The following is a 14,097-nucleotide window of genomic DNA, read 5'->3' as shown; positions in this document are numbered from 1 at the left end:
CTGTATTAAAAATTTTAATTTTGAAGGGAGAATTAATATATATGAGTACGAAAAAAAGAATGGGTAGTAAGTTATTACTTGTCAGTGCAATTTGTGCGATAACTATTCCTTCGGTTTCATATGCGGAGGAAGTAATGTCACCTAAAAATTTTGAGGATTATTCAAACTTGTTTGAGGGACGGAATAAGGACGTATTGAAAAGAAGTTTATATCCAAATACATATAATAATCCGTTTAGTCACCAAATTAAATCGACATTAAAGGAAACAAACACAAATATAAAAAAAATAGACAATATTGAAGAGGGAAATCCCGTTATATCTACTGCTTTTTCATTTGTCTGTTCTATGCATACTGAAGATTATAAATCTGCATTTGATTTAACTTCTCGATCATTACAGAAAATAGTATCTGAAAAATGGTTGAAGAACTATTGGGAAGAACTTCCTACGCAATTACAAAAAGGTTCTTTTATAGAAATTGGAGAGGTTACACAAAAAGAGACAAATTCTGTTCATACAAATGTAGAGATTAACTTAGTTTTTGAACAAATTACTGTACCTTTACTAATAAAACTAGATCCATCTGGAAAAATAGATGATTTTCAACTCAGTATGCCGTTTAGTCCTGTTACAGATCGGCCATCATATAGTAATCCTAAATCATTTGTTGATAAAGAAGTAGTAGTTGGAAGTGGTGCATTTCCATTACCAGGAACATTATCTGTTCCAAAGGGAAAGGGTCCTTTTCCAGCGGTTATTCTTGTTCATGGAGCTGGAGCAGCCGATCAGGATTCAGCAACGTATGCTTTAAAACCATTTCGTGATTTAGCTGAAGGTCTTGCCTCGAAAGGAATTGCTGTTCTTCGCTATAATAAACGAACCTATGAACGTCAGCCAGAAGAGCCAATTTATAAAGAATGGATTTCTGCATCGGGTTGGTTCCGTACTTTAGTTGAAGAGCAAATTACACGATTAGATGCAATAGCTGAAAAAGTAACAGAGGCAGACCGAAATCGAATGAAACAGCATTTTATTATTAGCAGCCAAAATGAATATTCATTTTGGGAAATGGCTTATACTTTAGAAAAGTGGCCAGTGAATACAGATGTAAAAGAAGTAATTGGATAAAAAAGGTATTGTTGAACATAGGAATGAACAATACCTTTTTTATCGTTATTTTTGTAAAGTTATTGTAAATTGCAAATACAATATACTATTTATATTGTATAATTCGAATGTATTGTATTTAATATTAGTAGGTGGTGATGTATATGTTGTGTTTTATAAAATATAGAAGATAAACAATTATTATTTTTATTTATAATGTATTATTTATATAAATGAATAACTATTAAATTATAAAGAACCGGGTTTTAATTGATTAGATTATGTAACGGTTTCTTCTAGTTTTTTGATGATCAAAGCAAATGAAGAAAGGAAGTATTCATTACATGGAAAAACTACGGTTATTAACATTTGAGAATATAGTAGAACCTCTTTTAAATGAAAGTGTATCATTTATATATTTTCCTATTGAATGGCTCGATATTGTAGAGATACATTATAAGACATTTTTATTAACGAGTAAGTTGAAACGATTGAATGAAAGGTTATATGATATGTTTTCTGATATATTATTTATTCAGCATAATCCATATGTATTAAATGAAAATACACCATGGATTGTATGTAAAGAACCTATTAGAAAAGAACAACTTGATTATATTTTCCAAAGTTGGTATGAAATTATTCATGATTGGAAACCTAATAAATTAATAGAACCACCAAAATATGAATGGCATTACGATTTAATTTCTAATGTAACAGTATTACATGATAATGAAATATATTCTAAGTGGGTGCCAGCATTAATTTCACATATTTTTTGTGAACGTCCTTTACAATTAGAAAACATACACGAAGAAGATATATATTTTTCTCCTCTAAGATCACAAAATATTTGTGAGGCTATGTCAGAGCCTATTAAAGACGAAAAAACACAAGATTATTTCGCTTATGTATATCGGTTCGAATATATAACGCGCGGAGGCGAGAATATTCCATTATTAAATGTTTCAATAGGAATTCGAAGATTTTATCAAGAATATAATCATCCAGACATTCCATTGCTATTAAGACGAAAACGGGGCATGATATTAATTTCTACACCAGAATTTGCATCGAATAATAAAAAATTACGGTTTGTAAAACTAAAAGTACAACAAGCTACAAACGGCATAAAATGGATTAAGATATTTAGAAATTTAAAAGAGGATTTTCATATAGGTGGAGAAGTTGAATTAGAGCATATTCTTCAATATCCGAAAGATTATATGCTAGGAGCAAATATTAGGGTGCTGCTTCCATACAATGAGAGAATATATAAAGTGCAAGGTACTAAAATAAAACCTGGTATAAAAGTAAAGGAAAGAGAGTATCTATTTAAAGGGTTTCAGCAAAAATTCTCTTATTTCACATTACTACCAGAATGTAAAAAGCTAGCAACAAATAATGAAAATGAATTATTCCCTTTAATTGCACCAAAAGGATTAGAGACTATAACGTTAGAAATATGGTCTGAAAAAATTTCAATGGAAGTAGAACAAGCGTTATTTGAAAGTGAAATTGTGTTAGCTCATATTGGTGAGTCATCTTATGTATTAAATGCAGATTCTCCAGTATTGTTAAAAATAGTAAGATATAATATTGAAAAAGTATTGCAAAATCCATATAAAATGCAATATTGCCAGAAATACAAAACAAACTTAGTAGAGGATGTTATGAAAGCGGTTTATGCTACTGCAGGTGAGCGCAATGATGCAACATTGGCGTTAATCGCAATGAAAAATTGTGATGGGCGTGAAAAAATTAATCCAAAGCAAATCGTTAGAGAAGGGTTTGCACGAACAAACCGTATTTCAGCATTTATTAATTTATTTATAGGCCAAAGTGTATCCCGTAAAACAATTATAAATTGTATCCTTAGTTTATTAGAACAAAAAGGATTTTTGAAACGTAGTTGGAATAAGATAAATTTACCTTGTACATATGTTAATTTATCAATTGAACGAATCTCGAAATTCGATTTCTTACCTATTATTTCACAAATAAAAGGGAAAGAAATTTCATATAAATTATACGGGAATACTGAGTGGCAAACGATTGATCGTTTATTATTAAATATAAATAAACATAATGCCTTTTTACCGCAGCCTTCAAAAAGAAATGATATGGGGATTCAATTTAAACAATTTGTTTCTGAAACACTAACGGGAATTTTACAACATGCAAAAGAGCAAAATGAGCAAGTATATTTCATTATAGATGCGAATTTAAGAAAACATTGGATAAAAGAGTTACAAAATAAAAAAATTGATATAGATACTTTCCCTGAGATTGTTCCTGATGTGCTAAAGGTTCCAAACTTAAACATTATAAGAATAAATATATCTTTTGATGTACCAAAATACGGTGAGATAGAATGTGATGATATACTGGATGGCACAAGTTTATACACAGATCAAAAAGGAATGTATTATAGCACTGGTAAATATTCGATTAATGGTAGTGAAACATTACAGCGATACATACTTGAAATATTACCGCTAGGTGTAAAACCTGTAGAAAGGAATTATATTGCCAAAATGATACATTACATGTGTTGTAATTCAAGTATGCTGTTAGAAAAGGATGTACACATGCCGTATTCCATGCATATGGCGAAAGTAGTAAAGGGCTATATGACGGATATAGATGCAAGAGAGTTTAAAGAGTTTGATGATGAACTGGATGTAGATATAATGAAAATAGAAAAGAAAGATTCAATTATTCTGCTCTAAATAATAGTAGACAAATCCTGCTCATTATATTGATCAGGATTTGTCATTTTTTCATGTAAATAAGGATATCTTTTGTCATGTATCTTTTCTTTTACGTATTTACTTTATTTACATACAGGATTAAGATGTTTTTTAGAAATAAAAAACTACATCATTTGGGAAAGTAATATGAATTGATTCAAAAGAAATTTGAAAGGAATGAGGAATTGTGAAGAAATTAGATGTGTTATTAATGCTATTGAGCGGCCTCTTTCCGGTTGCAGGAATTATAAAGCAAATCCCACTAGAACAATCTTTATATATCGGGGGCCTTTTATTTTTTACTAGTTTCGGTAGCTATTTTGCGAAAAAAATATATTCACGTATATGTAGTTGGATAGCGTATGCGCCATTTATAACACTACTGTTAGTCATTTGGCATCAGGATATTTCAACAAGTTCAATAATAGGGAATGCGAAAATCGCCGCTTGTATCGCTTTAATTCCATGTTTATTCCGTTTTCGTACATATGGACTTACTTTCGGTTTATTCTCATTATGGGCCGCTTTACTTTGGGATATTAAAGAAGTACAGTCGTTAGTCATACTTGAACGTATGTCGAGTTTAATGACAAGTCATTATTTATATCTTCTACTGTTAGTTGGAGGACTTATATTAGGTGGATTACTTGCGATGTTATTACACCGTAAAGAGAACGATACTGATAAAGAAAATATAAATCTATTTCATCAAAAAAAGAAGCGTAAAAAATTATCATTTAAGATTCCACTTCCAAAATTACCGAAGCTTAAGATGAAATTATTTAAGTTTGGTGGAAAAGTATCAAAACGAAAAACGCCAGAAAAAATACGTGAGCATAATTACGAAGAACCAACTCCAGCTGCAACTTATGAAATGACAGAGCAAATACATCAATTTAAAGAAGGTACTACTCAAGGACAAACGAGGATGGAACGTCGTAGAAATAGGTATAATGCATAAGATATTTGAGTAACCCTTTAATGATTTATCATTGAAGGGTTTTTTATGTAATTATATATAGATTGCTAATGAGAAATTTATAGCATACCTTAAAGTTAAGGACTTAAATAAAATAATGGGAGGACAAAATGCTTATTATTACATATATTTCTGTCTGTATATTATTTTTAGTTAGCTTTTTACATGTTTACTGGGCTTTCGGAGGTACGTGGGCGACAAATAGTGTCATTCCAACAAGATCTGGAGAAAAGGCATTTATACCAGGTGTAGGAATGACATTGTTCATTGCGTTATTATTAAGTATGGCGGCAATGATTTTATTACAACAAACAAATGTTGTTCATTTTGTATTTCCTAATAGTATTGTTCAATTGGGCTCTTGGATTTGTATGATTGTTTTTTTTATAAGAGTAATTGGTGAGTTTCATTATTTTGGCATCTTTAAGCGAAAAAAAGATACGCGTTTTGCTAAAATGGATACTGTTTTATATATACCACTTTGTGCATTTTTATCTTTATCGTTCTTACTAGCAATTATAACGTGAACATAAAATAGTAGCTGCCTTTTCTAAAATAAATAAACGTGAATTAGCAAGGAATAAAAGTGAGAAATCTAGTAGTAAATAAAAAGGATGTAAGCGCCTTCTTATCGAAATATAGATTATTATGAAAGGCGGTGACACTATGAAGTATGTAAAAGTCTGTATGAATGGCGGAAGTGAACACAAATTCTCGATGACTTTAGATCGGTTTGAAGAACTTATTACTACAGAGAATGGACTATTAGAAAATAAATTAGTTAGTATTGAAAATGTAATGATTAATCCTACTAATATATCTTCTGTAGTTGAAAAAATTGGTGTACCGGCTAAGTTTATGGAAGCTTAAAAATCAGTACATAAAAAACATCCATAGGGATGTTTTTTATGTGTAAATATAATAATTATACAATTAATAAATAAGCAGAATTTTTAGCAATACGTATACATTTGATGTTTAATAGATGCACAATAAAATAAGTACAAGCATATATTATGTTGTAGGACAAGACCTTCGTGTCCTACTTAATACTCAGAAAAAACCTCTATCACATGAGAGCATCCAATTGCAGGGTGCTCTTTTTTTATCCCGTGCTTTAACTTTCAATTTTAAACATATCTTTGATGTTAATAAATATTAAAAATAATATAATAGCAAAAATTAAGTTTGATAAATAGAAATCTTGATGAAATAGTAGTTCGAAGATGACATCGAAAACATATAATATGGCGATAGTAGGTAATATACAAATAAATATAAATCTCCAATTTTTTAAATAATGTTTATAAGTAGTAATCGCTTTCTCCATACATATAGCTCCTATATTTTTTATTTTCTATATAATTATACATTTAAATAAAGGGATTTACAAAGGGATATTTAGTAATTAAGAATTGTAGGAGAGATTTTGATGAAAATGTGGATTGCTGTAGCAATCTGAATAATAAATGCTTTTATTTTAAAAAAACTTTAAAAGAATGATACTAAAATGATACACTATAATATACGTTATTTATGAAATGAATAGAGGGATTTGTGTGATAGATAAAATCAAAAATGTTGTAGAAGAAATGTACGAAGATGAAGCAAAACATTTACTTCAAAGTATTCTAATTCAGTTAAATTTGTTAGAAGAAAACTATAGTGAAGATACCATTGAAAATTTAATGGATATTCCTAAACAACTAACGAGTAATACATCTTATAAAAGAAATGTAAAAGAAAGCTCACATGTTCATATTGCATTTGATGATTCAACAGCTGGATGTTTAAAACATATGCTTAGTAAAGAAGAACGATTGGAAGAGAGGGTTGTCGCTTTTTCTGAATTCTTTTCAATTGGGCCGATAAACAAGTTACATATGAATGAGGGACAACTAGCAAGACAGAAATGGTTAGTAAACAATTTAACTGCTTATGATAATTATTTTGAAGAAGAGTATTTACCAAGGTTTTTAGAAACTATGGAAGAACTACACACTATTCCTATTGAAACGCCTATTACAATTTGGAAAGCTAATAACGCACATGAACATGTAGGCCTATGTTTTGTAATGGCGCAATTAAAAGATAAGAAAAACATTCGCGTTATTAATACGTCTGAAGCAAGTAAAGAAATATTAAAAAAAGAGTATGCTATTCGTGGAACAGGAGAATTACCGCCTGACAGTTTAGCTCTATTCCAAAAAAGTTTTGCAGAATCTCCGTATTTAACTGAAGAGAAGCGAATGAGGTTTGAAGAGGAGTGGTATAGATTATCGAAAAGTACGGAGTTTCTAAGAGTTTGGAAAAAAAATGAAGTGCGTTCTGTACAAGAAGATTATTTTGATCAATTTATTATTGAATGCGCGAAAAGTATAGGTGCTGATCGAGAATTCCTAAAAGCTCCAAGAGTAATTGGTGAAGCGCTTGGTCTTGTAGAGCAGTTAGTTGGCGATACGTTTTTAGAATATCGCTTAAAGGAATTAATTAAACAAGACGTATTTGAATTTGAAGGTTCACTAAAAGAAATGCGTTTTTATAGTGTAAAGTTAAGGAAATAATAAATACATTTTATTTTTAAAAACCTCGTATTTTAAATAATACGAGGTTTTTAAATTGAATTTGGGCTATAACATAAGCTTCCTATAGAGCGCATATTACATATGAATGTTAAAGGTACTGAATGAAAAGTAGGTGATTTGTTAATATGTATAACCAGCAAAATTATCCATATGATCAAGGGATGTATTATAATCCACAAAACTACGGGTATGAATCTGTAAATGAAGTGAGAGATATGGAACAAGAAGATTATAGACCAGATGATGCGGAAGATGCTCCAACGTCACCACCACCGTCACAAGCGCCGTCGTTACCGTCTACATTTGCTTCTCCAGCTCAAGCAGGGAATATGAAATCATGGATGTGTAACTGTCTAGGAAGATGGGGATATTTACGTTTGCATCGTCCTGGACCTTTCGGAAGAGACTTATGGTTCTTCCCGACTGAAGTGAGGAGAAATGGGGTTTCAGGTTACACTTGGCAAGGTGGTCGCCGTCGTAAAGTAAGTTATCGCTATCAACAAATTAGTAATTTCATGTGTTTTGCGTAAAGAAGAGTGAGAGAGTAGAAGGATTTTACTCTCTCACTTTTTATTTTTCAATATACGAAGTAAGATTTTGAATGAAAATTTACAATTTTCGCGTTTTTATTAGAGTATAATGCATATGTTGGTTGGTTTTCAAAAACAAATGAGAGTGAGGGAATACAATGTCAATGAAAAACAAAGTTGGGCTAAGAATAGAGGATGGTATTAATTTAGCTTCAGCTCAGTTTAAAGAAGATGCGTATGAAATTTATAAAGAATCTAGAAAAGTGCAACCTATCTTATTTGTGAATAAAACTGAATTAGGTGCAGAGTGGCTTATTACAAGATATGAAGATGCTTTGCCACTATTAAAAGATAATCGCTTAAAAAAAGATCCGGCCAATGTATTTTCTCAAGATACATTGAATGTCTTTCTTACTGTTGATAATAGTGATTATTTAACGACGCACATGCTAAATTCAGATCCACCTAACCACAATCGTTTACGATCACTCGTACAAAAAGCTTTTACACCGAAGATGATCACGCAATTGGGAGGAAGAATACAGGATATTGCAGATGATTTGTTAAATGAAGTCGAGCGAAAAAGTTCATTAAATCTTGTTGATGATTACTCGTTTCCTTTACCGATTATTGTAATAAGTGAGATGCTCGGCATTCCAAAAGAAGATCAAGCAAAATTTAGAATTTGGTCTCATGCTGTCATTGCTTACCCAGAAACGCCAGAAGAAATAAAAGAAACCGAAAAGCAACTATCTGAGTTTATTACATATCTCCAATATTTAGTTGATAATAAACGAAAAGAGCCAAAAGAAGACTTGGTGAGTGCATTAATACTTGCGGAAAGTGAAGGGCATAAACTTAGCGCCCGAGAACTATATTCAATGATAATGTTACTAATTGTGGCGGGACATGAGACAACGGTAAATTTAATAACAAATACGGTATTAGCACTTCTCGAAAATCCGGATCAATTACAGTTATTAAAAGAAGATCCAAAATTAATTGATGCAGCTATTGAGGAAGGATTACGATATTATTCTCCAGTTGAGGTTACAACTTCAAGATGGGCAGATGAACCTTTTCAAATTCACGACCGAACAATCGAAAGAGGAGATATGGTTGTCATTGCATTAGCTTCTGCAAACCGTGATGAAACTGTATTTGAAAATCCGGAAGTATTCGATATTACTCGGGAGAATAATCGTCATATTGCATTTGGCCATGGTAGCCATTTCTGCTTAGGTGCTCCACTTGCTAAGTTAGAAGCAAAGATTGCTATTACTACTTTATTTAATCGAATGCCTGAACTAAAAATAAAAGGTAACCGTGAAGAAATGAAATGGCAGGGTAATTATTTAATGCGTTCTTTAGAGGAATTACCATTAACATTCTAGAATATTTATTGTAGACATGCATACATAGAAAATGATTTACATAGAGTATGTATGTGTTATTTAAATTCGAAACGGAAGGGTGAAAACATCCCAATGATCAACTAATTCTATTTGTAAGAGATCTTCGTTAAAAAACGAAATATTCTTCTGAATAGGATTAATCTGTGCATTTATAGAAAAGGGATGTATTTCGCTCTGCGAATATATAGTCTTTTTATATGATTTGTGCTGCCTCCTGTTCAGAACATGAAATAGGAGGCTTTTTTATGTCGACAAATGTAGTAACGAAACAAAACAATGGGGTATCACAAGTATTAAAAAATCGGTTTGTGCAAGGAATTCTTGCATCAGCATTGTTTTTACAAATTGGAATATGGGTTCGGAACTTTGCGGTATTACTATATGTAATGGAAATGACGAAAGGTGATGCTTTTGCTATTTCAATGATTTCGGTTGCTGAGTTTGCTCCAATTTTCATCTTTTCCTTTATAGGTGGAACCTTTGCTGATAAGTGGAAGCCAAAGAAGACAATGATATGGTGTGAAACGTTAAGTTCCATTTCAGTATTCGCTGTATTAATTACACTTATGTTTGGAACATGGAAAATCGTGTTTTTTGTCACGCTTATTTCTGCAATCCTTTCGCAGTTTTCTCAACCATCAGGTATGAAATTGTTTAAACAGCATTTATCAACGGAACAAATCCAATTAGCGATGTCTATATATCAAACAATATTTGCGATTTTTATGGTGTTAGGACCGATTCTTGGAACATTTATCTTTCATAGTTTTGGAATTTATATTTCAATTATCATAACAGGTATAGCTTTTTTACTGGCAGCAGCTGTGTTGTTATTTCTTCCGAAAGATCTTGAGAATAAAAATGAGAAAAAAGAAATCACGTTGTTACAGGAAATGCTAGACGGTATTAAATACGTAAAAAAGAAAAAAGCATTAACTTTGCTTGGGCTTTGTTTTATGGCAGCAGGACTAGGTATAGGATTGATTCAGCCATTAGGTATATTTATTGTGACTGAGCAGTTAGGGTTATCAAAAGAGAGTTTGCAATGGTTACTAACAGTAAATGGCGCGGGTATGATTGTTGGCGGCGCTTTAGCGATGGTATTTGCGAAAAATGTTGCTCCGCAAAAGATGTTAATTGTAGGAATGCTCGGTCAGGCGATCGGCATTGGTATTATTGGTTATTCGACGAATTTATGGGTGACACTTACAGCACAACTTTTTAGTGGGTTAGCTCTTCCATGTATCCAAATAGGTATTAATACGCTCATTATTCAAAACAGCGATACAGATTTTATTGGTCGTGTAAATGGCATTTTAAGTCCACTATTCACCGGTTCAATGGTAGTAACAATGAGTATTGCTGGTTCATTAAAAGAGGTATTCTCATTAAGTACGATGTATGAGGGCACAGCTTTACTATTTATAATTGGATTATTATTTATTTTACCTATATACAATTTAAAGCCAGTAATAGCGGTAGAAAGTGAAATGAATGGTAAAGGAAGTGCTGTACAACATGAATCCTAATCCAAATGTAAAATACCCAATTGAAGGAAATCAAAACGTTCATTTTATAAAAAATACAATAACGAAAGCTAATATACTTGTTGGTGACTATTCTTATTATGATGCGAAAGATGGAGAAACATTTGAAGATCGAGTATTACATCATTATGAATTTCTTGGAGATCATCTTACTATTGGAAAGTTTTGTTGTATTGCAAATGGAGTTACCTTTATTATGAACGGAGCGAATCATCGGATGGATGGATTTTCGGCATATCCATTTAATATATTTGGAAATGGGTGGGAGAAGTATACACCTAATTTGTCTGATTTACCTTACAAAGGTGATACAGTTATAGGAAATGACGTATGGATTGGTATGGATACAACGATTATGCCTGGAATAAAAATAGGGGATGGTGCAATCATTGCAGCTAAATCTGTTGTGACTAGAGACGTCGCACCATATACAATTGTTGGCGGAAACCCTGCAAATAAAATAAAGCAAAGATTTACAAATGCAATAATAGAAGAATTATTGCAAATTCAATGGTGGCATTTTGACATTGAAAAAATAACAGAAAATATAGATGCTATTGTACAAGGAAACATTGAACCATTAAGAAAACTAAAAAGGGAATAAAAAATGCATGACAAAGAGTATCATACCTCCGAATTTTGTTAATGATATTAGAACAAGGAGGTGTGATACTATGGCACAAGACGTTTTATGTGAAGTAAACAACTGTAAATTTTGGGCTAACGGCAATAAATGTAGTGCAGATGCAATTTATGTAGTAAGTAATAAAGGGAAACATGCATCAACTACGGAAGAAACAGATTGCAAAACTTTTGATCCAGAAATATAAAATTTTTGAAGGGTAGCCAAATCGTGGTTGCCCTTTTATTAATTATAGTATTGATAATAAATCTCATTTTCATTCATTGTTTTTAACTTTTCTTGTTAATTTTTATATTTTCTTCATAAGTGATGTAATCCAGAGCAATTCGTGTTCTATACGTGATTTACTAAATTCAATGACTTCTGTAATAAAAGATGAGCTAACATGTAAAGATTGAATAGCAGTAAGCTGTTTATGTAGTACGTCTTGGCGTATTGTTAAAATTTCTTTTCTACCTTCGTAATCAAGTTTTTCAAATAGGGCGATACGTACAAGGAACTCAGCGTTATTTGTCGCAAGTTTTTCAGGAAACTCTCTTAACATTTCATAAAAAATTTCTTCTCCTGTTTCAGTTATGTCGTACATATTTCGGTTTGGCTTTCCGACTTGTTTATGTATTTTTTTCGTTATAGTCTTTGAAAAAATAGAGTTATCTCCATCGTTCAATTTAGAAAAATGTATATTGGAAAATGAACAAACATTAAAATACTTACCTATTCTTTTGAAAACTAGGTAAAACGTTCAGCAAGGTGCATTGTATTGTACCTTGTTTTTTATTTCTCAATTGTAAAATTCTAGTGTGTTTTATAGTGTGGAAGTGTGTGAAAGAAGAGTAGAGGAGGATACTTATGTTAACGTGTAATGGAAGTAAAACGTTTCAAGCATTTATTAAAGGTGTAACCGATTTAATAGATAGTAATTTATCCGAAGAGCAAATGGTTTGTGCAATTGAAAAATTACTAGGAAAACTATTAGAAAAGAAAAGATGGCTTCCGTTAGAGAAACAGAAGGTGAATTCGACTCAATATGCACGACACTTGCTATATGAAGATCCTTTAAAGCGTTTTGAAGTATTAGCTCTTGTATGGAAAGATGGTCAATCTACCCCTTTACATGATCACGATGGTACATGGGGAGTAGAAGGCGTTTTTACAGGAAGAATAATGGTGCAGAACTTTATACAAACTAAGCAGCTTGAAAATTCACTTGTTTATTTAACACATACAGGAAATCTTTATTTGGGAGAAGGAAAAACAGATAAAGTCATTCCACCAGCTGATTGTCATATTCTTGAAATAGGTAAAAATGAAAGCGTTATCACTATTCATATTTACGGAAAACGTTTAGAAAAGTTTAAAATATATGTCCCAACTGAAGAAAAGAATGTGTACATGTGTGAGACGAAATATATTAGTTATAGTTCATAGTTTAAAATCAAAAGCTTTTCTTTAAAAAGAAAAGCTTTTGATTTTATTTTTAATTATTTCTTGACCTGAAACGCTTTTCATAAATTATAAATAAGGAGTACTTCACGAGATCAGTATGAAAACGATACCTATTGTTTATAATGAGCTCGTGTATTTATAGAAAGTGGTGAAGGAATAATGAAATTAATCGCAATTGATTTAGATGGAACTCTTCTTTCGGGGAATAAAATGATTAGTAAAGAGAATGCAGAAGCAATTCGAAAATGTCAGGAAGCGGGTCATGTTGTAGCAATTTGTACAGGACGTTCTATCGTCGACATTGAAAGATTGTTGTTAGAAGTTAATTTAGAGTGTCCAATTATTGCGGAAAATGGTGCACTTATATATAAAGATAATAAAATGATGAAGAGATATCCAATTCAAAATATGCAGGCACTTGAGATTGTGGACTATCTTGAAGAGAATGGCTTATATTATCAGCTTTATACTAATAAAGGTGTATATGTACCAGATTATGGAGTAGAGAGTGTACGTAATGAGATCGAATATGTGAAGAATTCAAAAGAAGATTTTGATTTGAAAGAGTTAGAAACGATTGCAGCATTATATCTTGAACATACAGCATTTCATAGTGCAGAAAGTTGTAAACCAATTGTAGAAACTGATATACATGTGCATAAGCTTTTACCATTTTCTTATGACATAGAAAAATTAAAAAAGTTAAAAGCAGCGTTTCTGCATAATACTGATTTAGCAATTACATCTTCATATTGGCATAACTTAGAGATTAATCATCGAGATGCTCAAAAAGGCAATGGATTATATACTTTAGCAGAACATCTGAATATTCCAGTCGAAAATACTGTAGCGATTGGTGATGGGCTAAACGATGTTTCCATGATGGAAAAAGCGAACATATCAATTGCAATGGGGAATGCTGTGGAAGAAATAAAAGCGATGTGTCAATACGAAACTTTATCAAATGAAGAACACGGTGTTGCACATGCTATATATAAATATGTAATGTAATATAAAAAGAAAAAAAGAATCCAAATAGATTCTTTTTTTCTTTTTATTAGGGGTAAGGTATTCTATGAGATTCATAGAA

Annotated in this window: 13 protein-coding genes and 4 pseudogenes; 15 read left to right on the top strand and 2 right to left on the bottom strand. The window is 31.5% G+C overall.

Translation table 11 applies throughout. The annotated features are described in order from the left end of the window. Window positions 1–41 precede the first annotated feature (41 nt). The 6 genes and pseudogenes from AC3WTA_RS02230 to AC3WTA_RS02205 all read left to right on the top strand — a co-directional run. A pseudogene (locus AC3WTA_RS02230) lies at window positions 42–890 on the top strand (alpha/beta hydrolase); the annotation flags it as partial. Beyond that, a pseudogene (locus AC3WTA_RS02225) lies at window positions 876–1,130 on the top strand (thiaminase II/PqqC family protein); the annotation flags it as partial. The pseudogenes AC3WTA_RS02230 and AC3WTA_RS02225, both read left to right, overlap by 15 nt. Window positions 1,131–1,453: 323 nt before the next feature. After that, window positions 1,454–3,841: an RNaseH domain-containing protein gene (locus AC3WTA_RS02220; protein WP_141541578.1), complete on the top strand. Its 2,388-nt coding sequence runs from the start codon at window positions 1,454–1,456 to the stop codon at window positions 3,839–3,841. Between the two features lie 208 nt (window positions 3,842–4,049). Continuing rightward, on the top strand, window positions 4,050–4,823 hold the full coding sequence (locus AC3WTA_RS02215; protein ID WP_000732197.1) for a DUF3959 family protein: 774 nt from the start codon (window positions 4,050–4,052) through the stop codon (window positions 4,821–4,823). Window positions 4,824–4,951: 128 nt separating this feature from the next. Beyond that, entirely contained in the window at window positions 4,952–5,368 is a 417-nt protein-coding gene (locus tag AC3WTA_RS02210) for a DUF3995 domain-containing protein (protein WP_000905592.1), read from the top strand. A 139-nt stretch (window positions 5,369–5,507) separates the two neighbouring features. Continuing rightward, a complete protein-coding gene (locus tag AC3WTA_RS02205; RefSeq protein ID WP_000878362.1) occupies window positions 5,508–5,711 on the top strand; it encodes a hypothetical protein in 204 nt (67 codons plus the stop codon). Window positions 5,712–5,958: 247 nt separating this feature from the next. Here the strand turns inward: AC3WTA_RS02205 and AC3WTA_RS02200 are convergent, their stop codons facing one another. Further along, a complete protein-coding gene (locus tag AC3WTA_RS02200) occupies window positions 5,959–6,171 on the bottom strand; it encodes a hypothetical protein (protein WP_000409414.1) in 213 nt (70 codons plus the stop codon). Window positions 6,172–6,400: 229 nt separating this feature from the next. Between AC3WTA_RS02200 and AC3WTA_RS02195 the strand changes: the two genes are divergently transcribed. From AC3WTA_RS02195 to AC3WTA_RS02170, 6 genes are all read left to right on the top strand, one after another. Then, window positions 6,401–7,405, top strand: a complete 1,005-nt coding sequence (locus AC3WTA_RS02195) for a DUF1835 domain-containing protein (RefSeq protein ID WP_078183859.1) — start codon at window positions 6,401–6,403, stop codon at window positions 7,403–7,405. Window positions 7,406–7,551: 146 nt separating this feature from the next. After that, window positions 7,552–7,956 carry a hypothetical protein gene (locus AC3WTA_RS02190; protein ID WP_000282702.1) on the top strand — a complete coding sequence of 135 codons (405 nt, stop codon included), beginning with the start codon at window positions 7,552–7,554 and terminating at the stop codon, window positions 7,954–7,956. Between the two features lie 158 nt (window positions 7,957–8,114). After that, a complete protein-coding gene (gene cypA, locus AC3WTA_RS02185; RefSeq protein WP_000062108.1) occupies window positions 8,115–9,350 on the top strand; it encodes a cytochrome P450 in 1,236 nt (411 codons plus the stop codon). A gap of 266 nt (window positions 9,351–9,616) precedes the next feature. After that, the gene (locus tag AC3WTA_RS02180) at window positions 9,617–10,900 is read left to right on the top strand and encodes an MFS transporter (protein ID WP_078183858.1); all 1,284 of its coding nucleotides are present in this window, start codon (window positions 9,617–9,619) and stop codon (window positions 10,898–10,900) included. After that, on the top strand, window positions 10,890–11,522 hold the full coding sequence (locus tag AC3WTA_RS02175) for a Vat family streptogramin A O-acetyltransferase (protein WP_078183857.1): 633 nt from the start codon (window positions 10,890–10,892) through the stop codon (window positions 11,520–11,522). Before AC3WTA_RS02180 ends, AC3WTA_RS02175 begins: the two co-directional genes overlap by 11 nt. A 70-nt stretch (window positions 11,523–11,592) precedes the next feature. Further along, window positions 11,593–11,748: a DUF1540 domain-containing protein gene (locus tag AC3WTA_RS02170; RefSeq protein ID WP_000046092.1), complete on the top strand. Its 156-nt coding sequence runs from the start codon at window positions 11,593–11,595 to the stop codon at window positions 11,746–11,748. 102 nt (window positions 11,749–11,850) lie between these two features. On the opposite strand, the pseudogene AC3WTA_RS02165 reads toward AC3WTA_RS02170, so the two are convergent. Then, window positions 11,851–12,192, bottom strand: a pseudogene (locus AC3WTA_RS02165) (PadR family transcriptional regulator); the annotation flags it as partial. Here AC3WTA_RS02165 and AC3WTA_RS02160 point away from each other — a divergent pair. The 3 genes and pseudogenes from AC3WTA_RS02160 to AC3WTA_RS02150 all read left to right on the top strand — a co-directional run. Next, window positions 12,185–12,298 (top strand): annotated as a pseudogene (locus AC3WTA_RS02160) (cytochrome P450); the annotation flags it as partial. The pseudogenes AC3WTA_RS02165 and AC3WTA_RS02160 sit on opposite strands and share 8 nt — an antisense overlap. Before the next feature lie 112 nt (window positions 12,299–12,410). Next, the gene (locus tag AC3WTA_RS02155; RefSeq protein WP_000954445.1) at window positions 12,411–12,989 is read left to right on the top strand and encodes a cysteine dioxygenase family protein; all 579 of its coding nucleotides are present in this window, start codon (window positions 12,411–12,413) and stop codon (window positions 12,987–12,989) included. Window positions 12,990–13,166: 177 nt separating this feature from the next. After that, window positions 13,167–14,018, top strand: a complete 852-nt coding sequence (locus AC3WTA_RS02150; protein ID WP_000766373.1) for a Cof-type HAD-IIB family hydrolase — start codon at window positions 13,167–13,169, stop codon at window positions 14,016–14,018. Window positions 14,019–14,097 lie beyond the last annotated feature (79 nt).

It is taken from the genome of Bacillus sp. EB106-07-01-XG149 (genome assembly GCF_058791555.1).
The sequence above is the reverse complement of the archived record's forward strand: the minus strand, read 5'-3'. Positions and strand labels throughout refer to the sequence as shown.

What these genes read in the sequence shown, in the direction of transcription:
- AC3WTA_RS02220 (WP_141541578.1), top strand. Translation starts at nt 1,454, where the DNA reads ATGGAAAAACTACGGTTATTAACATTTGAGAATATAGTAGAACCTCTT.
- AC3WTA_RS02210 (WP_000905592.1), top strand. Translation starts at nt 4,952, where the DNA reads ATGCTTATTATTACATATATTTCTGTCTGTATATTATTTTTAGTTAGC.
- AC3WTA_RS02205 (WP_000878362.1), top strand. Translation starts at nt 5,508, where the DNA reads ATGAAGTATGTAAAAGTCTGTATGAATGGCGGAAGTGAACACAAATTC.
- AC3WTA_RS02200 (WP_000409414.1), bottom strand. Translation starts at nt 6,171, where the DNA reads ATGGAGAAAGCGATTACTACTTATAAACATTATTTAAAAAATTGGAGA.
- AC3WTA_RS02190 (WP_000282702.1), top strand. Translation starts at nt 7,552, where the DNA reads ATGTATAACCAGCAAAATTATCCATATGATCAAGGGATGTATTATAAT.
- cypA (WP_000062108.1), top strand. Translation starts at nt 8,115, where the DNA reads ATGTCAATGAAAAACAAAGTTGGGCTAAGAATAGAGGATGGTATTAAT.
- AC3WTA_RS02180 (WP_078183858.1), top strand. Translation starts at nt 9,617, where the DNA reads ATGTCGACAAATGTAGTAACGAAACAAAACAATGGGGTATCACAAGTA.
- AC3WTA_RS02175 (WP_078183857.1), top strand. Translation starts at nt 10,890, where the DNA reads ATGAATCCTAATCCAAATGTAAAATACCCAATTGAAGGAAATCAAAAC.
- AC3WTA_RS02170 (WP_000046092.1), top strand. Translation starts at nt 11,593, where the DNA reads ATGGCACAAGACGTTTTATGTGAAGTAAACAACTGTAAATTTTGGGCT.
- AC3WTA_RS02155 (WP_000954445.1), top strand. Translation starts at nt 12,411, where the DNA reads ATGTTAACGTGTAATGGAAGTAAAACGTTTCAAGCATTTATTAAAGGT.
- AC3WTA_RS02150 (WP_000766373.1), top strand. Translation starts at nt 13,167, where the DNA reads ATGAAATTAATCGCAATTGATTTAGATGGAACTCTTCTTTCGGGGAAT.